Origin of the sequence: Streptomyces melanogenes, from assembly GCF_014649795.1 — a bacterium.
Classification (GTDB): Bacteria; Actinomycetota; Actinomycetes; order Streptomycetales; family Streptomycetaceae; genus Streptomyces; species Streptomyces noboritoensis.
The window spans coordinates 44,199-66,298 of record NZ_BMTS01000001.1 but is presented as its reverse complement, the minus strand read 5'-3'; the positions used below and the strand labels follow the sequence as shown (position 1 = coordinate 66,298).

The 22,100-nt window shown below is 73.5% G+C and carries 24 protein-coding genes, 1 tRNA gene and 1 pseudogene; 10 read left to right on the top strand and 16 right to left on the bottom strand.

Going from position 1 to position 22,100, the window contains the following annotated elements; all coding sequences use genetic code 11:
• The first annotated feature begins 16 nt into the window (after positions 1–16).
• Positions 17–1,459 carry an NADP-dependent phosphogluconate dehydrogenase gene (gene gnd, locus IE252_RS00340; protein ID WP_190087171.1) on the top strand — a complete coding sequence of 481 codons (1,443 nt, stop codon included), beginning with the start codon at positions 17–19 and terminating at the stop codon, positions 1,457–1,459.
• A gap of 45 nt (positions 1,460–1,504) precedes the next feature.
• Here gnd and IE252_RS00335 read toward each other — a convergent pair whose 3' ends face one another.
• The 5 genes and pseudogenes from IE252_RS00335 to IE252_RS00315 form a co-directional block, all read right to left on the bottom strand.
• Positions 1,505–2,134, bottom strand: coding sequence for an aspartate/glutamate racemase family protein (locus IE252_RS00335; protein ID WP_190087170.1), 630 nt, complete (start codon positions 2,132–2,134; stop codon positions 1,505–1,507).
• Between the two features lie 14 nt (positions 2,135–2,148).
• The gene (gene panD / locus IE252_RS00330; protein WP_190087169.1) at positions 2,149–2,607 is read right to left on the bottom strand and encodes an aspartate 1-decarboxylase; all 459 of its coding nucleotides are present in this window, start codon (positions 2,605–2,607) and stop codon (positions 2,149–2,151) included.
• Positions 2,608–2,764: 157 nt separating this feature from the next.
• A complete protein-coding gene (locus IE252_RS00325; protein ID WP_190087168.1) occupies positions 2,765–3,334 on the bottom strand; it encodes a DoxX family membrane protein in 570 nt (189 codons plus the stop codon).
• A gap of 130 nt (positions 3,335–3,464) precedes the next feature.
• Positions 3,465–4,391: a M56 family metallopeptidase gene (locus IE252_RS00320; protein ID WP_190087167.1), complete on the bottom strand. Its 927-nt coding sequence runs from the start codon at positions 4,389–4,391 to the stop codon at positions 3,465–3,467.
• A 158-nt stretch (positions 4,392–4,549) separates the two neighbouring features.
• Positions 4,550–4,945 (bottom strand): annotated as a pseudogene (locus tag IE252_RS00315) (BlaI/MecI/CopY family transcriptional regulator); the annotation flags it as partial.
• 116 nt (positions 4,946–5,061) lie between these two features.
• On the opposite strand from IE252_RS00315, the gene IE252_RS00310 reads away from it, so the two are divergent.
• From IE252_RS00310 to IE252_RS00300, 3 genes are read left to right on the top strand one after another with little or no spacing between them, the layout of a single operon-like run.
• Complete coding sequence (locus IE252_RS00310) at positions 5,062–5,727, top strand: DedA family protein (RefSeq protein WP_229847772.1); 666 nt, start codon at positions 5,062–5,064, stop codon at positions 5,725–5,727.
• A complete protein-coding gene (locus tag IE252_RS00305) occupies positions 5,727–6,308 on the top strand; it encodes a phosphatase PAP2 family protein (RefSeq protein ID WP_190087164.1) in 582 nt (193 codons plus the stop codon). The genes IE252_RS00310 and IE252_RS00305 overlap by 1 nt, the downstream gene beginning before the upstream one ends.
• Entirely contained in the window at positions 6,305–6,964 is a 660-nt protein-coding gene (locus IE252_RS00300) for a phosphatase PAP2 family protein (RefSeq protein WP_190087163.1), read from the top strand. Before IE252_RS00305 ends, IE252_RS00300 begins: the two co-directional genes overlap by 4 nt.
• A gap of 6 nt (positions 6,965–6,970) precedes the next feature.
• Here IE252_RS00300 and IE252_RS00295 read toward each other — a convergent pair whose 3' ends face one another.
• Together IE252_RS00295 and IE252_RS00290 are read right to left on the bottom strand one after the other, a co-directional pair.
• Positions 6,971–7,171, bottom strand: coding sequence for a hypothetical protein (locus tag IE252_RS00295; RefSeq protein ID WP_190087162.1), 201 nt, complete (start codon positions 7,169–7,171; stop codon positions 6,971–6,973).
• 58 nt (positions 7,172–7,229) lie between these two features.
• Positions 7,230–8,480, bottom strand: coding sequence for a polysaccharide deacetylase family protein (locus tag IE252_RS00290; protein WP_190087788.1), 1,251 nt, complete (start codon positions 8,478–8,480; stop codon positions 7,230–7,232).
• Between the two features lie 259 nt (positions 8,481–8,739).
• Here IE252_RS00290 and IE252_RS00285 point away from each other — a divergent pair, with 259 nt between their 5' ends.
• The gene (locus IE252_RS00285; RefSeq protein WP_190087161.1) at positions 8,740–9,744 is read left to right on the top strand and encodes an AraC family transcriptional regulator; all 1,005 of its coding nucleotides are present in this window, start codon (positions 8,740–8,742) and stop codon (positions 9,742–9,744) included.
• A gap of 263 nt (positions 9,745–10,007) precedes the next feature.
• Here IE252_RS00285 and IE252_RS00280 read toward each other — a convergent pair.
• Positions 10,008–10,084: transfer RNA gene (locus IE252_RS00280), tRNA-Pro, on the bottom strand.
• A 106-nt stretch (positions 10,085–10,190) separates the two neighbouring features.
• Between IE252_RS00280 and IE252_RS00275 the strand changes: the two genes are divergently transcribed.
• Entirely contained in the window at positions 10,191–10,688 is a 498-nt protein-coding gene (locus tag IE252_RS00275; RefSeq protein WP_190087160.1) for a DUF309 domain-containing protein, read from the top strand.
• Here the strand turns inward: IE252_RS00275 and IE252_RS00270 are convergent.
• The 3 genes from IE252_RS00270 to IE252_RS00260 are packed head-to-tail and all read right to left on the bottom strand — an operon-like array spanning position 10,678 to position 13,540.
• Positions 10,678–11,343 (bottom strand): LutC/YkgG family protein, encoded by a 666-nt coding sequence (locus tag IE252_RS00270; protein WP_229847770.1) that lies wholly within the window; start codon positions 11,341–11,343, stop codon positions 10,678–10,680. The genes IE252_RS00275 and IE252_RS00270 overlap by 11 nt on opposite strands.
• A 26-nt stretch (positions 11,344–11,369) precedes the next feature.
• Positions 11,370–12,788 carry a LutB/LldF family L-lactate oxidation iron-sulfur protein gene (locus tag IE252_RS00265; RefSeq protein ID WP_190087158.1) on the bottom strand — a complete coding sequence of 473 codons (1,419 nt, stop codon included), beginning with the start codon at positions 12,786–12,788 and terminating at the stop codon, positions 11,370–11,372.
• Complete coding sequence (locus IE252_RS00260) at positions 12,785–13,540, bottom strand: (Fe-S)-binding protein (RefSeq protein WP_190087157.1); 756 nt, start codon at positions 13,538–13,540, stop codon at positions 12,785–12,787. The genes IE252_RS00265 and IE252_RS00260 overlap by 4 nt, the downstream gene beginning before the upstream one ends.
• Before the next feature lie 81 nt (positions 13,541–13,621).
• Here IE252_RS00260 and cobF point away from each other — a divergent pair, with 81 nt between their 5' ends.
• Entirely contained in the window at positions 13,622–14,377 is a 756-nt protein-coding gene (cobF, locus tag IE252_RS00255) for a precorrin-6A synthase (deacetylating) (RefSeq protein WP_190087156.1), read from the top strand.
• On the opposite strand, the gene IE252_RS00250 is transcribed toward cobF, so the two are convergent.
• From IE252_RS00250 to IE252_RS00235, 4 genes are all read right to left on the bottom strand, one after another.
• Positions 14,346–15,122, bottom strand: coding sequence for a cobalt-precorrin-6A reductase (locus tag IE252_RS00250; protein ID WP_190087155.1), 777 nt, complete (start codon positions 15,120–15,122; stop codon positions 14,346–14,348). The two genes, cobF and IE252_RS00250, sit on opposite strands and share 32 nt — an antisense overlap.
• A gap of 280 nt (positions 15,123–15,402) precedes the next feature.
• On the bottom strand, positions 15,403–16,623 hold the full coding sequence (locus tag IE252_RS00245) for a cytochrome P450 (RefSeq protein ID WP_190087154.1): 1,221 nt from the start codon (positions 16,621–16,623) through the stop codon (positions 15,403–15,405).
• A 125-nt stretch (positions 16,624–16,748) separates the two neighbouring features.
• Positions 16,749–17,606 (bottom strand): class II fructose-bisphosphate aldolase, encoded by an 858-nt coding sequence (locus IE252_RS00240; RefSeq protein WP_190087153.1) that lies wholly within the window; start codon positions 17,604–17,606, stop codon positions 16,749–16,751.
• Positions 17,607–17,641: 35 nt separating this feature from the next.
• The gene (locus tag IE252_RS00235) at positions 17,642–18,526 is read right to left on the bottom strand and encodes an SIS domain-containing protein (protein ID WP_190087152.1); all 885 of its coding nucleotides are present in this window, start codon (positions 18,524–18,526) and stop codon (positions 17,642–17,644) included.
• Between the two features lie 197 nt (positions 18,527–18,723).
• Between IE252_RS00235 and IE252_RS00230 the strand changes: the two genes are divergently transcribed.
• Positions 18,724–19,503, top strand: coding sequence for a DeoR/GlpR family DNA-binding transcription regulator (locus IE252_RS00230; RefSeq protein WP_190087151.1), 780 nt, complete (start codon positions 18,724–18,726; stop codon positions 19,501–19,503).
• A 33-nt stretch (positions 19,504–19,536) separates the two neighbouring features.
• On the opposite strand, the gene IE252_RS00225 is transcribed toward IE252_RS00230, so the two are convergent.
• Positions 19,537–20,136: a TetR/AcrR family transcriptional regulator gene (locus IE252_RS00225; protein ID WP_190087150.1), complete on the bottom strand. Its 600-nt coding sequence runs from the start codon at positions 20,134–20,136 to the stop codon at positions 19,537–19,539.
• Positions 20,137–20,304: 168 nt separating this feature from the next.
• Here IE252_RS00225 and IE252_RS00220 point away from each other — a divergent pair, with 168 nt between their 5' ends.
• A complete protein-coding gene (locus tag IE252_RS00220) occupies positions 20,305–21,207 on the top strand; it encodes a phosphatase PAP2 family protein (protein ID WP_190087149.1) in 903 nt (300 codons plus the stop codon).
• On the top strand, positions 21,204–22,088 hold the full coding sequence (locus IE252_RS00215; protein ID WP_190087148.1) for a DMT family transporter: 885 nt from the start codon (positions 21,204–21,206) through the stop codon (positions 22,086–22,088). The genes IE252_RS00220 and IE252_RS00215 overlap by 4 nt, the downstream gene beginning before the upstream one ends.
• The last annotated feature ends 12 nt before the right edge of the window (positions 22,089–22,100 follow it).

The following is a 22,100-nucleotide window of genomic DNA, read 5'->3' as shown; positions in this document are numbered from 1 at the left end:
ATTCAGGAGCACAGCCATGAGTGGAACAGCCCAGATCGGCGTGACCGGACTCGCCGTCATGGGGCGCAACCTCGCCCGCAACTTCGCTCGCAACGGCCTCACGGTGGCGGTGCACAACCGGACGGCGGCCAAGACCCGGGCGCTGGTCGAGGAGTTCGGCGAGGAGGGGCGGTTCGTGCCCGCCGAGACGCCCGAGGAGTTCGTAGCCGCCCTTGAGCGGCCGCGCAGGCTGGTCGTCATGGTGAAGGCGGGCGAGCCGACGGACGCGGTGATCGAGGAGTTCGCGCCGCTGCTCGAAGAGGGCGACGTCATCATCGACGGCGGCAACGCCCACTTCGAGGACACCCGGCGGCGCGAGCGCGAGCTGCGCGAGCGCGGCATCCACTTCGTGGGCGCGGGCGTCTCGGGCGGCGAGGAGGGCGCGCTGCACGGCCCGAGCATCATGCCGGGCGGCTCGGCCGAGTCGTACGAGTCGCTGGGCCCGCTCCTTGAGAAGATCGCGGCGAAGGCGCCGGACGGCACCCCGTGCGTGACGCACGTCGGCCCGGACGGGGCCGGTCACTTCGTGAAGATGGTGCACAACGGCATCGAGTACGCCGACATGCAGCTGATCGCCGAGGCCTACCACCTGCTGCGCACGGTCGCCGGGTACTCCCCCGCCAAGATCGCGGAGACGTTCCGGGGCTGGAACACGGGCCGCCTCGACTCGTATCTGATCGAGATCACGGCGGAGGTGCTCGCCCACGAGGACGCGGCGACCGGGAAGCCGTTCGTCGACGTCGTGCAGGACCGGGCCGAGCAGAAGGGCACGGGCCGCTGGACCGTGCAGATCGCCCTCGACCTGGGGGTGCCGGTCTCCGGCATCGCCGAGGCGGTGTTCGCGCGCTCCCTCTCCGGCCACGCCGACCTGCGCGAGGCGTCCGGCGCGCTCGCGGGCCCCGTGCCCGAGCCGCTCGACGAGAAGGCGGCCGAGGCGTTCGCCGCCCAGGTGGAGCAGGCGCTGTACGCGTCGAAGATCGTGTCGTACACCCAGGGCTTCCACCAGATCCGGGCGGGCAGCGAGCAGTACGAGTGGGGCGTGGACCTTGGCTCGGTGGCCGCGATCTGGCGGGCCGGGTGCATCATCCGGGCGGCGTTCCTGGACCGGATCCGGGCCGCGTACGACGCCGAGCCCGAGCTGGTGAGCCTGCTCTCGGACAAGCGGTTCGGCGAGGAGATCGGGGCGGCGCAGGAGGACTGGCGCGCGGTGGTCGTGGCGGCGACCCGCCAGGGCGTGCCGGTGCCGGGCTTCTCGGCGGCGCTCGCGTACTACGACGCGCTGCGGGCCGAGCGGCTGCCGGCGGCGCTCACCCAGGGGCAGCGGGACTTCTTCGGGGCGCACACCTATCGCCGGGTGGACCGCGAGGGCTCGTTCCACACGCTGTGGGGCGGGGACCGCACGGAGGTCGAGGCGGGCTGAGCGAGGAGCGCGGTCCGGGGGCGGGCTACCCCGGACCGCGCGCGTTCACACCAGCTTCGCCGCCGCCTCCAGGCCCAGGCGCGGGCTGGAGAGCACCGGGATCTTCGACGGGACGAGCTGCGCTCCGGGTGTCATGGAGGCCTGGGCCAGGACGATGACGTCCGCGTCCTCGACCTCCTCGATGGCCTCGGCCACCGCCCACGCGTAGCCCTCCAGGTCGCCCTTCTCGAAGCGGCGCCAGGCGTCGGGCACCAGGACCGGCCGCAGCTCGACCTCGCGGCCCGCAGCGTCCGCCTCCTCGTGGAGCAGCTCCGAGGTCGGGCGCAGGGTGGACTCCAGGGCGGCGAGGACCGTGATCCGGGAGCCGTACGCGACCGCCGCAGCGGCCATCGGGCGGTCCACCCGCAGCACGGGCACGCCGAGTTCGGCCCCGACGGCCTCCGCGACGGCGCCGATCGTCGAGCAGGTGCAGAGCACCGCCGTCGCGCCCTCCTCGGTGATCTCGGAGATGACCGTCTTGGTGGCCTCGGCGGCAGCGGCGGGGCCGAGCCCGCGGGCGCGGCCGAGCAGTTCCTCGTACACCAGGTGGCGCAGTTCGAGGCCGGGGTGGTTCTCGTCGCGCAGGGCATTGAAGACCGGCACGTGCACCATCGAGGTGTGGAGCAGCGCGAGCATACGTTTCTCCCGGATCAGTGCTGGGGAACGGCGACGGGGCTGGAAGGGGCGGGGACGGAGGCGACGGCGTGCGGGCCGCGGCGCTGGTCGGTGCCGGGCACCGGGGCGGAGGCGTCCGCGCCGAGTTCGACGATGCGGTTCTCCGCGTCGACGTGGACGACGCTGGGGCGCAGGGTGCGCGCCTCGGCGTCGTCGACCTGGGCGTAGCTGATGAGGATCACCAGGTCGCCGGGGTGGACGAGGTGGGCGGCGGCGCCGTTGATGCCGATGACGCCGGAGCCCCGCTCGCCCTCGATGACGTAGGTCTCCAGGCGGGCGCCGTTGTCGATGTCGACGATGTGGACGAGCTCGCCGGGCAGCAGATCGGCGGCTTCCATCAGCTCGGCGTCGACCGTCACGGACCCCACGTAGTGGAGGTCGGCCTGGGTCACGGTGGCTCGGTGGATCTTGGACTTGAACATGGTGCGCAGCACTGCGTCACTCCCTGCCGTACAAAGGGTCGCGCCCCCGGTCGGGGTACGCGCCGTCGACGACAGCGTACGGCCCTGGTCCGCCGCCCGGGCCTGTGGCCTGCGTCTCGATCTCAACGGCCGCGCGAGTTGAATGCCCGGCTCCGCCGTGGGCCGTGGGTCACGCGGACGTCCCGGCCTCCGGTGACGCGTCGGCCTCCGCCCGCTCGGCCTCGGGGTCGCCGTCGCCCTGGTCCTGCGCGCGTCGGCCGACGACCAGGGCGGCCGCCGCCGCGCTGCCGAGGAACGCCAGGGCGACCGTCCACGGCCGGTCCAGGACGTGGCCGGAGGCGTGGTCGAGGGAGTAGCGCCCGGCTCCGGCGACGCCGATCGCGGCGGCCGTGAAGCCGAGGAACGCCGGGTACTCGAAGCCGCCGCCCTGGGCGAAGAACCCGGCGGGGGCGTGCACGGCGACCGCGCCCGCCATGGCTCCGGCCGCCGCGGCCCCGGCGGCCGGGGTGGCCAGGCCCAGGGCCAGGAGCGCGCCCCCGCCCGCCTCGCCGAGCCCGGCGGCCACCGCGCTCTGCTTGCCCGGGCGGAAGCCCATGTGCTCCATCCCGGCGGCCGTGGCCTCGATCCCGCCGCCGCCGAACCAGCCGAAGAGCTTCTGGGTGCCGTGCGCCGCGAGGACGGCGCCGGTGCCCACCCGCAGGACGAGGAGTCCCAGGTCCCGTCGGTTGATGCATGTCATGGCTGCCTCCCGCGCTGGCCGTTCGTGACGTGGCACGCCGTCACGGGCGTACGGGATCCACTCTCCGGTGCGGCGGGCGCCGGGCCTCAGCGTTGCTGGGCCGTTGGGGTGCCCCGCCTACTCGGAAAGGTCAGTCCTCGCCCTGGGCCGTCTCGATGCCGCCGTGCAGATCGGCGGCGGCCTCGACCGCCGAGACGGCGGAGGCGCAGAGGCAGGCGAGCAGCGCGGCCGCCACCAGCCGGGCGCCGCGCGAGCGGAACGGGGCGGCTGGGCGGCGGTCCAGGAGCGCGGCGACCCTGCGCGGCACGGGTCCCGCCGCAACGGCGAGAGCCGCGCGCGGCACCGCCGGGGCGCCCGCACGGCCGGCGAGGGCGGCCCGGCCGATGGCGCGGGCGGCGAGCCGGCGGTCGCCCACGGCCCGGGCGGCGGCCTCGTCGGCGCAGCGCTCCAGGGCGTATTCGAGCGGGGCGCGCAGCGAGCGGAGCGAGGGGTGCAGATGGGCGGCGAGTTCGGCCGCCGCGAGGAAGAGGTGGTGGCGGCCGCGCAGATGGGCGCGCTCGTGGGCGAACAGGGCTTCACGCTCGGCCGGTTCGAGGGCGCGGAGCATGCCGGTGGTGACGACGATGCGGTCGGGGCGGCCGGGCAGCGCGTAGGCGTACGGGGAGGGGTCGCGCACCACCGCGAGCTCACCGGTGGCGGGCGCGAGGCTACGGCGGGCGGCGCGCACCTCGCCGAGCTGGCGGCGGGCGGTGCGGATCAGGGCGAGGCCGCAGAGGGCGAGCAGGGCGGTGGCCGCGCAGGCGGCGGGCAGGGCGAGCGCGCCGGGCACCTCGTCGAGCGGGCTCACCAGATGGCCGAGGGCGGCGACGAACGGGAGCCGCAGGGCGCCCGCGAGGGCGAGCAGTCCGAGGGCGGCCGCCGAGCAGAGGGCGAGGCCGGTGGAGGCGACGGCGAGCAGCCAGGCGGCGGGCCTGGGCGGCAGCGCCTCGGCGAGCCTGCGCGCGGCCGGGACGGCGAGGAAGGGCACGAGCAGCGGAATCCACACCGCGAAGATCATCCCCGGTCACCTCCGGCGGACTCACGGCCCAGGGTGGTCCGGCCGTGGCCCGAGGGGGCTCGGTCGTGCGCGGAGGGAGCCCGGTCGTGCGCCGAACCGAACCGGTCGTGGCCAGAGGCGGCCCCGCCCCCGGATATCGCCTCCCCCGACGCCCCCGCCTCCCCTTCGAGCAGCGTCCGCAGCAGTTGCTCGTCCTCGTCGCTCAGCTGGGAGACGAAGCGGGCGAGGACCGTGGAGCGGTCCTCCTCCTTGGCGAGTTCGGTGTGCATCCGGCGGGCCGTGAGGCCCGGGGAGTCCTCGGTGGGGGTGTAGGCGAAGCCCCGGCCGGAGCGGCCGCGGGTGACGGCGCCCTTCTCGTACAGCCGGGTGAGGATCGTCGTCACCGTGGTGCGGGCCAGGCTGCCGCCGAGCGCGCCCTGGACCTCGCCGGGCGTCAGCGGTCCCTCGGCGGCCCACAGCGCCGCGAGCACGCCCGCTTCCAGCTCGCCGGCGGGGCGCCGCGCGTCGCCGCCCGCGCGGCCGCCGAAGTGGCCGGACCCGTCAACGACCGCCATGGGAACGATCCTCCTCGATCTTTCGTCTACAGTTCTGTAGACCGTCTACACCACTGTAGTCAGTCGGGCTCCGCGCTGCTCGCGGCCCGCAAACCATTATGGGAGGGCCCACCGCCATGGCCGTACCCCTGTTCGCCGCCGCCCCGCAGGCCGTGAACGTGCTGGACGCGGGCTCGCTGCTCTCCGCGTTCGGCGCGATCGGCGTAGCCGTCGTGTTGTTCGCCGAGACCGGCCTGCTCGTCGGCTTCTTCCTGCCCGGCGACTCGCTGCTGTTCACCGCCGGGCTGCTGTGCGTGCCGGGCGGCGACGGACCGGTGTCGCTCTCGCTGCCGCAGGTCCTGCTCGCCTCCGTGGCGGGCGCGCTCGTCGGAGCGCAGGTGGGGTACTGGATCGGCCGCCGCGGCGGCCGCGCGCTACTGGCCCGCACCAGGTCCCGCAAGCTCCACGAGGGCGCGGCCCGCGCCGAGGAGCTGCTCGCCAAGTACGGCCACGCGAAGGCGATCGTCCTGGCCCGCTTCGTGCCGATCGTCCGGACCGTGCTCAACCCCCTCGCGGGCGTGCTCGGCGTCCCCGCCGGGGTGTTCGCGCTCTGGCAGGTCGTCGGCGGCGCGGTGTGGACGTGCGGCCTGGTCCTCGGCGGGTACGCGCTGGGCTCCTCCATCCCGAACGTCGACCGCTATCTGCTGCCGCTGGTGGCGCTGGTCGTCGCCGTCTCGCTGCTCCCGATCGCCCTGGAGATCCTGCGCGCCCGCCGCGCCCGCACCACCGAGGACACCCCCTGATGCACTTCGACGACAGGTGGTACAGCTGGGTGACCGAGCTCGCGCAGGACACCCCCGGCCCGGTCGACACCGCCGTCCGGCTCTGGTCGGACTACGGTCTGGGGCTCTTCGCGGTCCTGATGGTCCTCGCCTGGTGGCGGGCCCGGCGGACCGGCGGCGCCCGGCTCGCCATGGCGCTGGCCGCGCCGCTCGTGGTGGTCGCGGCGTTCGCCGTCAACGACCTGTTCAAGTCCGCCGTCCAGGAACAGCGGCCCTGCCAGACCCTGCACGTGCTGACCGTGGAGGCCTGTCCGCCGCTGGGCGACTGGTCCTTCCCCAGCAACCACGCGGCGATCGCGGCCGCGGCCGCCGTGGCCGTCCTGCTGGGCGACCGGCTCCTGGGCGCGATCGCGGTGCCCGCCGCGCTGCTGATGGCCGCCTCCCGGGTCTGGATCGGCGCGCACTACCCGCACGACGTCCTGGTCGGCCTGGCCGTCGGCGCGGCGGTCGCCCTGGTCCTCACCCTGCTCGCGCGCCGGGCCGGGCCGCTCGTGGACCGGCTCGGCGAGACCCGGCTGCGCCCGCTGGTGACCGCCCGATGAGGAGGGCCCGGCTCGTCGGGGCCGCGCTGTGCCTGCTGTTGTTCGTCCTGCTCACGGTGGCTGTCGCCGTACGGGACGGGGCACCGCTGCCCGGCGACCGGGCCACGCACACCTGGGCGTTGGACCACCGGCCGCCGGTGGCGCTGGCGGTCGCCCGCGCGGTCACCACCACCGGCACCGGGGCGCTCCCCTATCTGCTGGCCGTGGGCGCGGGTCTGCTGGCCGGGCGGGACGCCTGCCAGCGCCTGTGCGCGGCCGCCGGGGCGCTCGCGGTCCTCGCCCTCGGCCAGGCCGTGCGGTACGGAGTGATGAGCGCCGTCGCGCGCCCGCGCCCCGCGATGGCCGACTGGGCGACGCACGCCTCGGGCCACTCCTTCCCCTCCGGCCACGCCACCACCGCCGCACTGACGGCCGGGCTCCTGGTGTGGGGCGTGACCACGCGCTCCCGCTCGGCCTCCGCGCACCTCGCCGCCGTGCTGGTCCTCGGGTGGGGCGCGGCGGTCGGCCTCTCCCGCGTCTACCTCGGGGTGCACTGGCTCACCGATGTGCTCGGGGGCTGGCTGTTCGCGGCGGTGTGGCTGACGCTCGGCTCACTGGTGGCGGCGCCGCACGTACCGGCCGGGATACGGCACGAGGAGCCGGTCTCCCACAGCTGACGCCGCTCAGCAGGCCGCCATGCAGGCCGCGCAGTAGCGGTCGGCGTCGGACAGGTCCGGGTCCGGCGGCACCGCCGCGTCCGGGCGGCCTAGGGTGCGGCCGCACATCGTCCTCGGCTCGTCGGCGCTCATGACGTGCCAGAGCAGGGCGGCCCGGCCCACCGCCCCCACCCCGCCGGGGTCCCGCTCGGCTCTCATCTCGTGCACGACAACGTCCCTTTCGCGTGTGCGCCGAGTTCCCTCGGACGGTCTTGAGTCATAGGCGTCAGACGGTCTTGAAGTACGCGTTCCAGCCGCCCGCCGGGGCCTGGCCGACGTCCAGCGCGCGCAACTTGTCCAGCACTCGGGGGTCCTGGGCGTCGAGCCAGTCCACGAACTGGCGGAAGGACACCAGTCGTACGTCCTTCTTCCCGGCCATCCCCTTCAGCGCCTCCTCGACGGCGTCCATGTAGATCCCGCCGTTCCATTCCTCGAAGTGGTTGCCGATGTAGAACGGCGCGCGGTTCGTCTCGTACGCGCGCTGGAACCCGGCGAGATAGGCGCGGGTCGCCTGCTCGCGCCAGCCCGGGTAGCGCGACGGCATGCCCCGGGTGGTGTTCTTCGACTGGTTGGCGAGGATGTTGTAGTCCATCGACAGCACCTCGAAGGAGTGCCCGGGGAAGGGCACGCCCTGGAGTGGCAGGTCCCAGACGCCCTGGCGCTTCTCGGGCCACACCTGGCGCCCGCCCGGCGAGGAGGCGTCGTAGCGCCAGCCGAGCTGGCGGGCGGTGGGCAACAGGTTGTCCTGCCCGAGCAGACACGGCGTACGGCCGCCGACGAGCTCCTTGCGGTAGTCGAAGGGCAGCGGTTCGAGGTCGTGCCAGCCGGTGTTGGTGCGCCACTCGGTGACGAAGGAGACGGCCTGCTCGATCTCGCTGCGCCACTGGCCCGGCGACCAGTTGGCCACCGAGCCGGATCCGCCGCAGAAGTGCCCGTTGAAATGCGTCCCGATCTCATGGCCGTCGTACCAGGCTTCGCGTACGAATTTGAGCGTCTCGCGCACATGTGCGTCGGTCAGATAGCCGATGTCGGAGGCGCCGACAGGATTGTTCGGCGGACGGTAGCGCGACTTGTTGGATTCGGGGAGCAGATAGATTCCGGAGAGGAAGAACGTCATCGAGGCGCCGTGGTCGCGGGCGAGCTCCAGAAAGCGCGGGAAGAGCCCGTTGCCGACTTCTCCGGCGCCGTCCCAGGAGAAGATCACGAACTGCGGCGGGGTCTGGCCCGGTTCGAGCGGCACGGGCTTGTCGGGCTGGTGCGGCTGCCGTCCGGCATCGGCTGTCGAACCGTCACCGATCAGCTTGACCTGGGGCTTTACCGGTGCATTGGGCGCCGCCGGATGGCCCGGCCCGTTCCCCGGCGAATGCGCTCGCTCCGCGGCGCCGTCCCGGCCTTCCGTGCCGCAGCCGGCGACTCCGGCCGCCGCGACGGCACCAAGTCCGGCCCCCAGCAGTCCCCTTCGGGTGATCCCGTGCATCGCCTCTCCCGTCAGTCGTCCCACGGATCCCTGACGCGCGGACCGGAGAGTTCTGAATTAACCCGATAGCCGATAACCGCCTCAGAGTACGACGCGTTCAACGTCTTTCACGGCAAACACAGAGGGGCCGCACCGGATTTCTCCAGGACGCCCACGAAAGGACACCCGCGATTCCCGCGACCGCCGCGCGGCCACGGGCGGAAACGGGTTCGTGAAGGACGGGTGACGACCGGGCCCGGCCACCGGGAAGATGTGGGCCATGCAGGCAACTTCGCAGACCGGCACGCGGCGCGCGCCGACCGCGTCCCGGCTCTCGTTCCGCACCGGGGACCTCGACGAGGCCCGCCAGGTGATCGGCGAGACGTACTACGCCAACTCCATCGACGTACTGGACCGCGAGCGCCGCCTCGACGCCGCCTTCGAAGTGGTGCGGCTGGGCCCGCTGACCCTGGGTGACCTGCGCTGCGGCACCGATGTGCACATGCGCTTCGGCGACTTGGGGGCGTACCACGTGGACGTCCCCCTCTCCGGGGAGCTCGCCTGGCGGCAGGGGTCGCGCACGCCCGCCACCGCGGACGCCCGGCGCGCGGCCGTCTTCCACCCGCAGGGCGAGTCGACCCTGGAGCGGTGGCACGGGGACTGCCGCCTGCTCGCCGTCAAGATCGGCGCCACTGACCTGCTGCGCCATCTGGAGCTCCTGCTCGACCGCTCGGTCCCCACCGGGATGCGGCTCGCGCCCGAACTCGACATCAGCCGGGGCCCGGGCCTGAGCTGGGCACGCCTGGTCGCGCTGGCGGTGAAGGAGATGGACAACGAGCACGGGGCGCTCGCCCAGCCCCTGATGGCGGCCCGGCTCCAGGACGCCCTGCTCACGGGCCTGCTCCTGGCCACCGAGCACCGCTACCGCGAGGCGCTCGACGAGCCGGTCGGGGCCGCGCTGCCCGGCCCGGTCAAGCGGGTCGTGGACGCGATACACGCGCACCCCGAGCGCCCGTTCACCACCACGGAACTGGCCGTCATAGGCCAAGTCGGCGCCCGCTGGCTCCAGGAGGGCTTCCGCCGCCATCTGGGCATGTCCCCGATGGCGTATCTGCGCGACGTCCGCATGACCCGCGTCCACACGGAGCTGTGCCAGGCCGACCCCGCCCAACTGACCGTGGGCGAGGCGGCCTACCGCTGGGGCTTCACCCACCTGGGCCGCTTCGCCGACCACTACCGCAGGCGCTTCGGCGAACTCCCCTCCCAGACCCTGGGCACGCCCTAGCCTGCGTGAAACGGCCACGCATCCCGGATCGGCCGCCGCGGATCCCGGCGATACGTTGTGACCACCGTGCCCGGGATCCGGCACGGTGTCGGCGCCGCAGTCGACGGCAGCACGCGGGCTGCCCCTGGGCCAGATCAGCTCCCCCCGCTGAGCCGGGGGCAGCCCGTGGTCGACGCGGGGCGGTGCCTCGCGCGACGGGCCGGAAAACGGATAAGCCCGCTCTCGCATCTCTGCGAAAGCGGGCTTCGACCTGCGAAGAACGCTGGTCGGGACGACAGGATTTGAACCTGCGACCCCTTGACCCCCAGTCAAGTGCGCTACCAAGCTGCGCCACGTCCCGTTGCCCGTCTGACCTGGGGCTTCCCCTGGCCGGTCGTGCATGAGAACCATACCTCACTCGCGGCCGTGTTCCGGTACGGGGAGCGGTGGCGGGGGACAATGGGAGCATGGAGACTTCTTCGCGCCGGGACCGGGATGCCGAGGGGCGGGCGCGTAACGCGCGGCCCAGGGACGGGCTCGGGCGGCCGCTGCCGTACGGGGCGGCCGGAGTGGAGCGGCAGCCGGAAGGGGTCAGCCGCACTCCGGACGAGACCGTGCGGGAGGCGCAGCGGCTGTTGGACGCGGGGATGCCGTTCCACGCGCACGAGGTGTTCGAGGACGCCTGGAAGTCGGGGCCGGAGGGCGAGCGCGAGCTGTGGCGGGGGCTCGCCCAGCTCGCCGTCGGGCTCACCCACGCCGCGCGCGGCAACGCGAAGGGCGGCGCCGCACTGCTCGCGCGGGGTGTCGACTCGTTGGGGCGGTATGGGGGGATACCGGCGTACGGGATCGATCTGGCCGGGCTCGTGGCGTGGGCGCGGGAGCTGGCCGGGCGGCTGCCGGGGCCGGTGGACGCACGGGCCGAGGCGCCCAGGCTGACCGGCTCCTCGGCGAGCTTCAGCCCGTGACCAGGACGACCTCCAGCTTGCGCGGGCCGTGTACCCCCTCCACCCGGTCCAGCTCGATGTCGCTCGTCGCGGACGGGCCCGAGATCCAGGTCAGCGGGCGGGTGGGGTCGAGGCGCGCCATCGCCTGGGGCACCGACGCCACGACCTGGTCCGGCGCCCGTACGACACAGATGTGGTGGTCGGGGACGAGTGTGATGCGGCGCCTGCCCTGGTCGGGGCCGCCGTCCAGGACGATCGTGCCCGTCTCGGCGATGGCGAGGGCGCACCCCGTGACGACGCTGTCCACGGTGTCCAGTTCGGCCGCGGTGGACGCGGACCGGTCCTGGACGCGTACGGGACCGGCCTCGCCCAGCCACTCAAGGGGCAGCCCGGGCGGGACCAGGACCGTCGACGAGCCGTGGTCGGCGACGAGCCGCGCCAGGAGTGCGGGCAGGCCATCGGCGTCCGTGCGGTGGACCAGCGCCCGGTACTCGGCCAGGTTCTCGTGCAGCAGGTCGAGTACGGCGGCGGGGGCGTCCGGGGTGTGGGTCGTCAGGTAGGCGCGGGTGACCTCGGGGGCCTCGCGGGCGTCGGCCACGGCCGTGCGGACGCGGGCCAGGATGCGGTCGCGGGAGCTCCCACCCGTACCCCTCGCGCTCCGGACCGGCCCCGTCACGGCCTCTCCCCCTTCCATCGGCCCCTTTACCGCCCCTCCCCCTTCCACCAGTCGCGGAACGACTTCTCCGGCAGCTCCGGCAGCTCGCGGCTGTCCGTCCACGCTCCGGCGCCCGGCAGCTTCTTCGGGTGCAGTCGGCGCGTCCGGGTCGCCGCGCGTTCGGCCGCCGCCAGCACCGCGGGCCGGTCCATCGCCCAACTCGCCGCCTTCATCGCCGCCTTCTCCAGGCGGTGCCCCTTGCCGCCCCGGTCCGCCACGCGCTCGCGCAGATGGACCAGCACCTCGGGGATGTCGATCGCGACCGGGCACACCTCGTAACACGCCCCGCAGAGCGAGGAGGCGTACGGCAGCGAGGCGTCGATCTCGCGCTGTGTGCCCCGGAGTTGGGGGCTGAGGATGGCGCCGATGGGGCCGGGGTAGACCGAGCCGTACGCATGGCCGCCGGCCCGTTCGTACACCGGGCAGACGTTGAGGCAGGCCGAGCAGCGGATGCAGCGCAGGGCCTGGCGGCCGACCTCGTCGGCGAGCGTGTCGGTGCGGCCGTTGTCCAGCAGGACCAGGTGGAAGACGGAGGGGCCGTCGCCGTCCGTGGTGCCCGTCCACATGCTGGTGTACGGGTTCATCCGCTCGGCCGTGGAGGAGCGCGGCAGCGTCTGGAGGAAGACCTCCAGGTCCTGCCAGGTGGGGATGACCTTCTCGATGCCGACGACGGAGATCAGGGTCTCGGGGAGGGTCAGGCACATCCGGCCGTTGCCCTCGGACTCGAAGACGACGAGGGTGCCGGTCTCGGCGACCATGAAGTTCGCGCCGGAGACGCCGACCTTGGCGCGCAGGAACTTCTCGCGCAGGTGCAGCCGCGCCGCCTCGGCCAGCTCGGCGGGGCTGTCGGTCAGACCGTCCGGGGCCGGGCGGCCCCAACTCCCCATCTCCTCGCGGAAGATGTCGCGGATCTCGCCCCGGTTGCGGTGGATCGCCGGGACCAGGATGTGGGACGGGCGGTCGTGGCCGAGCTGCACGATCAGTTCGGCGAGGTCGGTCTCGTACGCGGAGATGCCCTCGGCGGCGAGTGCCTCGTTGAGGCCGATCTCCTGCGTGGCCATCGACTTGACCTTGACGACCTCGCGCTCGCCCGTGGCCTTGACCAGGTCGGCGACGATGCGGTTGGCCTCGTCGGCGTCGGCGGCCCAGTGGACGGTACCCCCGGCCCGTACGACGGACTCCTCCAACTGCACCAGATAGCGGTCGAGATGGCGCAGGGTGTGGTTCTTGATCTGCTTGCCCGCCTCGCGCAGCTGCTGCCAGTCGGCGAGCTCGGCGACCGCTTTGGCGCGTTTGTCGCGGATGGTGTGGGTGGCGTGCCGGAGGTTGGCACGCAGGGTGCGGTTGCCGACGGCCTCCCTGGCGGCCTCGGGGAAGGCGGGCATGCCGACGAAGGTGCCGCTCATGAGTGGGGCTCCGCTTCCGTACTGGCAAGGATCTCGGCGAGGTGCAGGGGGCGCAGGGGGGCGCCCCGGCGGCGGAGGATGCCGCCGAGGTGCATCAGACAGGAGCTGTCGGCGCCGCAGAGCACCTCGGCGCCGGTGCTGAGCGCGCTGTCCGCCTTGTCGGTGCCCATCGCCGCCGACACGTCCGGGTTCTTCAGGGCGAAGGTGCCGCCGAAGCCGCAGCACTCCTCGGCACCGGGCAGTTCGCGCAGCTCCAGGCCCTCGACGGCCTCCAGGAGCCGGCGCGGCCGCTCGCCGAGCCCCAGCGTGCGCAGACCGTGACAGGAGGGGTGATAGGTGACGGTGTGCGGGAAGTACGCGCCGACGTCCGTGACGCCGAGGACGTCGACCAGGAACTCGGAGAGCTCGTACACGCGCGGGACGAGCGATCCGGCGATCTCGCCGAGCTCCGTGCCCCGGCCCTCGGCGGCCGCCTTGCGGGCGATGCGGGGGTAGTTCTCGCGGACCATCGCCGCGCAGGAGCCGGACGGGGTGACCACGTGGTCGTACCCCTCGAAGACCGCACCCATCCGGCGCACCAGCGGCTCGGTCTCCCGGCGGTAGCCGGTGTTGAACTGGGCCTGTCCGCAGCACGTCTGGCCGGGTGGGAAGTCGACCTCGACGCCGAGGCGTTCGAGGAGTCTCACCGTCGCGACGGCCGTGGCCGGGTACACCGCGTCGTTGACGCAGGTGACGAAGAGTGCGACACGCATGATCGGAGGATAGGCGGTGGGATCCGGCCCCGGTAGGCCTCGCCGTTCCCGCCCTGATACGGATGCGGCAGACTCGGTGCCGTGAGAAAGATCTATGTGATCGGCATCGGGGCGGGCGACCCCGACCATCTGACGCTCCAGGCCGTCAAGGCGCTGAACAAGGCGGATGCCTTCTTCATCATGGAGAAGGGCGAGGAGAAGTCCGATCTGACCGGGCTGCGCAGGGACATCCTCGACGCGCATGTGACCGGTCGGCCGTACCGGCTCGTCGAGGCGCGGGACCCGGAGCGCGACCGCAAGACATCGGACTACTCGCCCGCCGTCGACGACTGGCGGCGCCGCCGGGCCGACCTCTACGAGCGCTTCATCGTGGACGATCTCGCCGAGGACGAGTGCGGGGCGTTCCTGGTGTGGGGCGACCCGGCGCTGTACGACTCCACGCTCGGCATCCTGGAGGAGATCCTGGAGCGGGGCGCGGTGGAGTTCGACCACGAGGTGGTGCCGGGCATCAGCAGCGTCTCGGCGCTCCTGGCCAAGCACCGGACCGGGCTGAACCGGGTGGCCCGGCCCGTGCAGATCACCACCGGGCGGCGGCTCGCGGAGGGCTGGCCGGAGGGGGTCGACGACGTGGTGGTGATGCTGGACGCGCGCCAGGCCTTCACCCGCCACCTCGACCAGGACCTGTACATCTACTGGGGTGCGTACGTCGGCACGCCCGACGAGATCCTGGTGCAGGGACGTCTGTCCGACGTCTCCGACCGCATCGAGGAGCTGCGGGCGCGGGAGCGGGAGCGCAAGGGGTGGATCATGGATACGTATCTGCTGCGGCGGGGCTGAGCAGCGCGAGCACGGTCTGTACGTCGGGGGCCGTGCGCACCCCGGCGGGCGGGTCGGGCCGCCGCACCACCACGACCGGCAGCCCGAGCTCGCGGGCGGCGGTGAGCTTGGCGGCGGTGGCGGGGCCGCCGCTGTCCTTGGTGACGAGGACGTCGATGCGGTGCGCCCGGAGGAGGTCGCGCTCGCCTTCGAGGGTGAAGGGGCCTCGGGCGAGGAGGAGTTGGTAGTGGCGAGGGGTTGGGGGGTCGGGGGTCTCTACTGAGCGGATGAGGAACCAGAGGTCTTGGAGCGGGTCGGCCCCGTCTTGCGGGGCGAAGGCGCTGAGGCCCAGGCGGCCGGTGGTGAGGAAGATCCTCTGGCCGAGGGTGGGTAGTAGGGCGGCCGCCTCGGCCAGGGTGTGCACGCTGTGCCAGTGGTCGGCGGGGGTGGGGGTCCAGCCGGGGCGGCGCAGTGCGATGAGTGGGGTGCCGGTGTTTTGGGCTGCCTTGACTGCGTTTTCGCTGATGCGGTGGGCGAAGGGGTGGGTGGCGTCCAGGAGTGCGGTGACGTGGTGCTCGCGCATCCAGCGCGCCAGGCCTTCGGCTCCGCCGAACCCTCCGATCCTTAGCTCGCCCGGGGGGGTCCTGGGTGTGGCCACGCGGCCTGCGAGGGAGGTGGTGACGCGGGTGCCGGTGGTGGTGAGGGCGGTTGCCAGTGCTTGGGCTTCGGCGGTGCCGCCGAGGATCAGGGCGTGGGGGGCGGGCATGGTGCCGAGGATAGTTGGCCCCTCCCCGCCCCTTCCCTAAACCCTCCGGGGGTGGGTGGGGGTGGAGGTGGGTTTCCCGGGGGCTTCGCCCCCGGACCCCGTTGCGGGGCCTGCGGCCCCTGCACCCCGCTGCTTTCGTCCTTCGCCTGCGGGCCGTCCCCAACTGGTCGCGCAGTTCCCCGCGCCCCTAAATGCTCGGCTTCGCCATCGCACTCGCCCGTACCCCCTAGGGGCGCGGGGAACTGCGCGACCAGCCCACCGCCCACCCGCAGGCGGACCCTCACCACACCACCTCCAACACCTCCGGCGACCGATGGATCAGCGTTGGGCGCATCCGCACCGGGGTGTCCGAGGTGGCCAGGCGTAGGCCTGGGAGGTGGGTGGTCAGGAGGTGGAGGGTCAGGTGGAGTTGTTCTCGGGCCAGGTTCGCGCCGGGGCAGCTGTGCGCGCCGTGGCCGAAGGACAGGTGGCGGGACGGCGGCCGGGTGATGTCGAACGCGTCGGGCCGCTCGTGGCGGCGGGCGTCGCGGTTGGCCGAGCCGAAGGCCACGAAGACGGCCGCCCCCGTGGGGAGTTCGGTCCCGGACAGCAGGACCGGACGCGTCGTGATGCGCCGGAAACCCTGCAGCGCCGTGTCGTAACGCACCGCCTCCTCGATCGCCGCCGGGATCAACTCCGGTTTTTCGCAGAGCAGTTCCCATTGGGTGCGGTGCCGCAGCAGGTGCAAGACCGTCGTGCCGATCTGTGCCGTCGTCGTCAGGTGGCCCGCCAGGAGGAAGTTCTGGAGGTGTGCCACCAGCTCGTGGCGCTCCTCCAGGGTCAGTTCGCCGGTGCCCGGCGCGAGGGCCGTCAGCAGAGCCGTGCACAGGTCGTCGCGCGGCCGCGACCGTCTCGCCCGCAGATACGTGTCGAGCAGCTGCTGCATCGTCACCACGTCCCGCGCCGCCGCGATCTGCTCCGGCTCCTCCAGTGGCCGGAAGAGGAGTTCCTCGGCCCGGTGGCCGCCGCGTACCGCCACCGGAACGTCCACCGGGTCCAGGCCGATCAGCCGCCCGATGACGTCCCCGGGGAGCAGCATCGCGTACTCCCCCATCAGCTCCGCCCGCCCCCGCGCCGCGAAGGCCTCGACGAGGGCGGTGGCCCGCTCGGTGGCGTACGGGAGTACGGCGGCCACCCGGGCCGCCGAGAGGCCGTGGACGATGGGGGCGCGCAGCCGCTGGTGCTGGGGGCCGTCCGAGGTGACCACGACCGGGCGGCCGCCGAAGCCCGAGCCGAGCTCGGCGAGGACGGCGGGGCCGGGGATCACGTCCGGGCGCAGCGCGTTCGCCGACGAGAACGCCTCGGGGCGGCGCAGCACTTCCCGTACGTCGGCGTCGCGCGCGACCAGCCAGGCGTCCAGCTCGGGCACGAAGGTCAGGCCCTCGGCACGGCGGGCGCGCGCGTAGTGCGGATAGGGGTCGCGCTGGAGCGCGTCGAGCCGTGCGTGCTCATGCCTGTCCACAGGCTCATCGTGTACGAAGCGGGTCCGCGGCGGAAGAGCACCGGTCGGGCCGGAGTCGGCGACGGACGAAGGGCGCGGGCAGCCGCCGGGCCCGGGGAAGGGGGCCCGGCGGCGCGCCGCGCGCGTCAGGCCTCGGTGCTCAGCACCCCGATGAGGCGGGTGACCGCCTGCACCATCGCCTGGCGCCCGACCGTCAGATAGCTGCGGGCGTCCACCGCCTCCGGGTTGGCGGCGAGATACGCGCGGATCGCGTCGGTCATGGCGATGTTCAGCGCCGTACCGATGTTGATCTTGGCCATGCCGCCCGCGACCGCCGCCGTCAGCTCGTCGTCGGGGACGCCGGAGGAGCCGTGCAGCACCAGCGGGACGTGCAGCGCCGCGTCGAGGCGGGCGAGCAGCGCGTGGTCGAGGGAGGCCGTGCGGGTGGTCATGGCGTGGGTGTTGCCGATGGCGACGGCGAGCGCGTCGACCCCGGACTCGGCGACGAAGGCGCGCGCCTCCTCGGGGTCGGTCCGGGCGCCGGGCGCGTGCGCGTCCAGCGGCGGCTGCCCGTTCTTGCCGCCGACCTCACCCAACTCGGCCTCGATCCACAGGCCTTGGGTGTGCGCCCAATCAGCGGCGGCCCGCGTCGCGGCGAGGTTCTGCTCGTACGGCAGCTGGCCGCCGTCGTACATCACCGAGCTGAACCCGGCGTCGGCCGCCTGCCGCAGCAGGTCGTCGCGCTGGACGTGGTCGAGGTGGAGCGCCACCGGTACGGAGGCGGCCTCGGCGGCGGCGACGGCGGCCCGGGCGAGCGGCAGCACCCGGCCGTAGCGGAACTTCACCGCGTTCTCGCTGATCTGCAGGACGACCGGCGAGTGCGCGGCCTCGGCGCCCGCGATGACGGCCTCGGCGTGCTCCAGCGTGATGATGTTGAACGCGGCGACGGCGCTGCGCTTGGCCGCGGCTTCGGTGACCAGGGCCCCGGTCTGGGCGAGTGGCATCGTGCTTCCCCTGTCCTCTGTCGTCTCTGGGCGCTTCAGGAGCCGTCGAGGATCACCGAGCGGGTGAGGTGGCGCGGGCGGTCCGGGTCCAGGCCCCGGGCGGCCGCGACGGCGACGGCGAGGCGCTGCGCCCGGACCAGTTCGGCCAGCGGGTCGAGGTGTCCGGCCACCCACTGGGCCCCGGTGGCGCGCACCTGCTCGGCGAGCCCGTCGGGAGCCTCGCCGAACATCCAGGTCGCGGTGTTGTCGGTGGAGATGCTGATCGGGCCGTGGCGGTACTCCATGGCCGGGTACGCCTCGGTCCAGGACAGCGACGCCTCGCGCATCTTCAGCGCGGCCTCCTGAGCGAGTCCCACCGTCCAGCCGCGGCCCAGGAACGTGAACTGGTCGCGCCCGACGAGCCCTTCGGGCAGCGGCTCGGCGAGCGCGGTGCGCGCGTCGGCGACGGCCTGTTCGGTGTGCAGGCCGAGGTGGGCGCGGAGCAGGGTGAGCGCGGTGGTGGCGAAGCGGGTCTGGACCACCGACTCCTCGTCGGCGAACTCCATGACCACGACGTCGTCGGCGGCCCGCATCACCGGGGTCTCCGGGTCGGCGGTGATCGCGGTGGTGCGGGCGCCGCCGCGCACCCGGGCGAGGAGTTCGAGGACCTCGGTGGTGGTGCCGGAGCGGGTGAGGGCGACCACCCGGTCGTAGGAGCGGCCGGCCGGGTACTCGGACGCGGCGAAGGCGTCGGTCTCGCCCTGGCCCGCGCCCTCGCGCAGCGCGGCGGCGGCCTGGGCCATGAACAGCGAGGTGCCGCAGCCGACGATCGCGACCCGCTCGCCCGGCGCGGGAAGGGCGTCCTTGTGGTGCACCGCCAGCTCGGCGGCGCGCTTCCAGCACTCGGGCTGGCTGCTGAGTTCGTTCTCGACATGGCTCATGCCGGGCTCCCACTCACTCTGGATCCATGGCCTCGGATCCGTATCCGGATGCGTGTTTCTGCAAAATATAGCTAGCTTTCAAGCACAATCAAGCATCCCGGGGTGGGTTAAAGTCATCACCGACGGTGACGGCGACAGGATGCGCCGGGGAGCACGGCCGAGACGTACCCAAGAACACGGCAGAGAAGAGGTTCCGGATGTCGCGCGACGCCCGCTGGCAGGCGCTGCTCGAACTGCTCGTGGAGCAGGGCCGCCTCGACGTCGAGGAGGCGGCGACGGCGCTCGGCGTGTCCGCCGCGACCATCCGCCGCGACTTCGACCAGCTCGCCGAGCAGCAGATGCTGGTCCGCACCCGGGGCGGGGCGGTGGTGCACGGGGTGTCGTACGAGCTGCCGCTGCGCTACAAGACGGCCCGGCAGGCCTCGGAGAAGCAGCGCATCGCGAAGGCCGTGGCGGATCTGATCGCGCCCGGCGAGGCGGTGGGGCTCACCGGCGGCACCACGACCACGGAAGTGGCGCGGGCTCTCGCCGTACGGCCCGAACTCGCCTCCGGGTCACCGGCGTTGACGATCGTGACCAACGCGCTGAACATCGCCAACGAGCTGGCCGTACGGCCCCAGTTCAAGATCGTGGTGACCGGCGGGGTCGCCCGGCCGCAGTCGTACGAGCTCACCGGGCCGCTGGCCGGGGGCGTGCTCAACCAGATCACCATGGACGTGGCGGTGCTCGGCGTCGGCGCCTTCGACGTCATCCACGGCGCCTCGGCGCACGACGAGGACGAGGCCGGGATCAACCGGCTGCTGTGCGAGCGGGCCGAGCGGGTGGTGGTCGCGGCCGACTCCACCAAGCTGGGCAAGCGGACGTTCGCGCGGATCTGCGCGACGGATCAGGTCGGGACGCTGGTGACGGACGCGGGGGTGTCCGAGGAGACGGCCGCCCGGTTCACCGACGCGGGCGTGACGGTCCTGGCGGTGTGAACTCCCGTACGGGATACGGCAACCGACTGAGCGTCAGCTGACGCCCAGGGCCGGAAGGATCACCGCTTCCAGGAACTCCGGCAGGGCCTCCGCCTCCGTGAAGCGGTCCTCGAAGAGCCGCTCGACGCGCAGGACGCCCATGAACGCCGGGGCGACGAAGTCGGCGGCGCGGTTGTCCGCGGCCACCTCGCCGCGCTCGACCCCGCGCCGCACCATCGCGTCGAGCGCGGCGATCTCCGGGTTCAGCACGGTCTCGCGCAGCGCCTCGCGCAGGTCGGGGTGCATCACATAGGCCTGGCCGACGGCCTCCATCAGCTCGGTGTCGCGGCCCTTGCGGCGCGAGGCCGCCCGCGCCGCCTCGCGCAGGTCGCCGGCGAGCGTGCCGGTGTCGATCCCGGTGAAGAACGAGCAGCGGCTCGCTCCGAGCGCCGCCGTGACCAGGACCGGCTTGGACTTCCATTGGCGGTAGAGCGTGGCCTTGCCGCACTTGGTGCGCGCGGCGACGCCCTCCATGGTCACGGCGTCGTAGCCGCCCTCGCGCAGCAGGTCGAGCACCGCCTCGTACAGCTCCAGCTCCCGCTCGGGGCTGATCTTGCTGCGGCGTGCGGCGGCCGTCGCGGCCTGCGTCGACATCCCGTTCCTCCGGTGCGTGGGGCCCTGCTCCTGCACATACGAGAGTAGGCGCCGCTCAACCGAGACGCAAACGTATCGAGACGTTTGCGTCTCGATGAAATCCGATCTAGCCTTCCTACGTTTGCTTGTCCGATTTCTGCTCGATTTCTTGCTCAAAGGGGCCGGAGAATGGCTGCCGGTATACGTCCAGGGACCCGGCGTCCCACCGGACCGGAGACGACCGGTACCTCCCGGCCGCCCCTGGTGCGCGAGCTGCTGCTCGTGACCGCGCTCTTCGTCGTGTACAAGTTCGGCCGGCAGCTGGCGAACGGCCACGAGACGCGCGCCTTCCACAACGCCGACCGCGTCTGGGACTGGGAGCGCGCGCTCCACCTGCCCGGCGAGGGCGCGGTCCAGCGGCTCCTGCTCCACGACGAGACCCTGATCCAGGTCGCCAACACCTTCTACGCGGCCGTCCACTTCCCCGCGACGGTCGCCTTCCTGGTCTGGCTGTACGTGAAGCGGCCCGCCCACTACCTCTGGTCCCGCCGGGTCCTGGCGCTGGTGACCACGGCCGCGCTCGCCCTGCACATCCTGCTGCCGCTGGCGCCGCCCCGGATGCTGGCGTCGGCCGGGCTGGTGGACACCGCGCAGGTGTACGGGCCGTCGGTGTACTCGGCGAAGCCGGACACGGACACCATGGCCAACCAGTTCGCGGCGATGCCGTCGCTGCACTTCGGGTGGGCGCTGATGGTGGCGATCGGCCTCATCGCGGCGACCCGCGGCCGGTGGCGGTGGCTGTGGCTGCTGCACCCGGCGCTCACCCTGCTGGTGATCGTCGGCACCGCCAACCACTACTGGCTGGACGCGCTCGTCGCCACCGCGCTGCTCGGCGCCGCCCTCTCCCTCGTACCGCGTCCGAAGGCGGTACGCGGCGGCCGTACCGTCGCCGTCCACGTGCGCCGGAGCCCCGCGCCCCGGCCCGCCGTGGCCCCCGAACCCGCCCGTGCCCCGGAATCTGCCCTGACCTCCGGGCGCACGGGCGTCCCCCAGCAGGCCGACGCCGACCGGCTCGCGGAGGCGCTGCGATGAACGAGTCCGCGGTCCTCGCCATCCTGCTCTCGCTCGCCTCGGCCGCCGGGTACGCCCTCGCCGCCGTCGCCCAGTCCCGGCTGGCCTCCGCGAACGGGGGCGGCGGACTCGCCGCCCTGCTCGCCCGGCCCCAGTGGTGGTGGGCCGTCGGGCTCAACGCGGGCGGCGCGCTGATGCACGTCGCCGCCCTCCACTACGGCCCGCTCACCCTGGTCCAGCCGCTGGGCGCGCTCACGCTGGTCGCGGCGCTGCCGATCGGCGCGTACTACCAGCGCCGCCGGGTCACCCGGCGCGAATGGCGCGGCGCCGCCTGGACGCTCGCCGGACTGACCGGTCTGATCGCGGTGACCGGGCCCGCGACGCCCGGCGACGCGCTGAGCCTGCGCGAGGGGCTCGCCGTGGCGGCGGCCACCGCGCTCCTGATCGCGGTGGCCTCCCGCGCCGGATCCGGCTCCGGCCGCGTCGGGCTCGGTCACGCCACCGCCTCCGGCGTCGCCTCGGGCGTGGCGTCCGCGCTCACCCAGACCGTCACCGCCTCGCTCGCCCGCGAACTGCCGGGCGGGCCGATGGCCTGGTGGCAGACCACCCTGCTCGCCGTGCTCGTGGCGGCGTTCGCGGTGGGCGGGCTGCTGCTCTCGCAGGCCGCCTTCCGGGGCGGGCTCGCCGCGCCCCTCGCCGTGGTGAACCTCGCCAACCCGGCGGCGGCCGCCGTGATCGGCGTGGCGCTGCTCGGCGAGCGATTCCACGGCGGGCCGCTCGGCTGGCTCACGGCGGCGGCCGCGGCGGCGGTCGCCGCGCGCGGTGTGATCATGCTGACCGGCGCGGAGCCGGTCCAGGTCCCGGCCCCGCGCACGCCGGAACCGGTCCACGTGCCGGTCTGAGCGCACCGGATC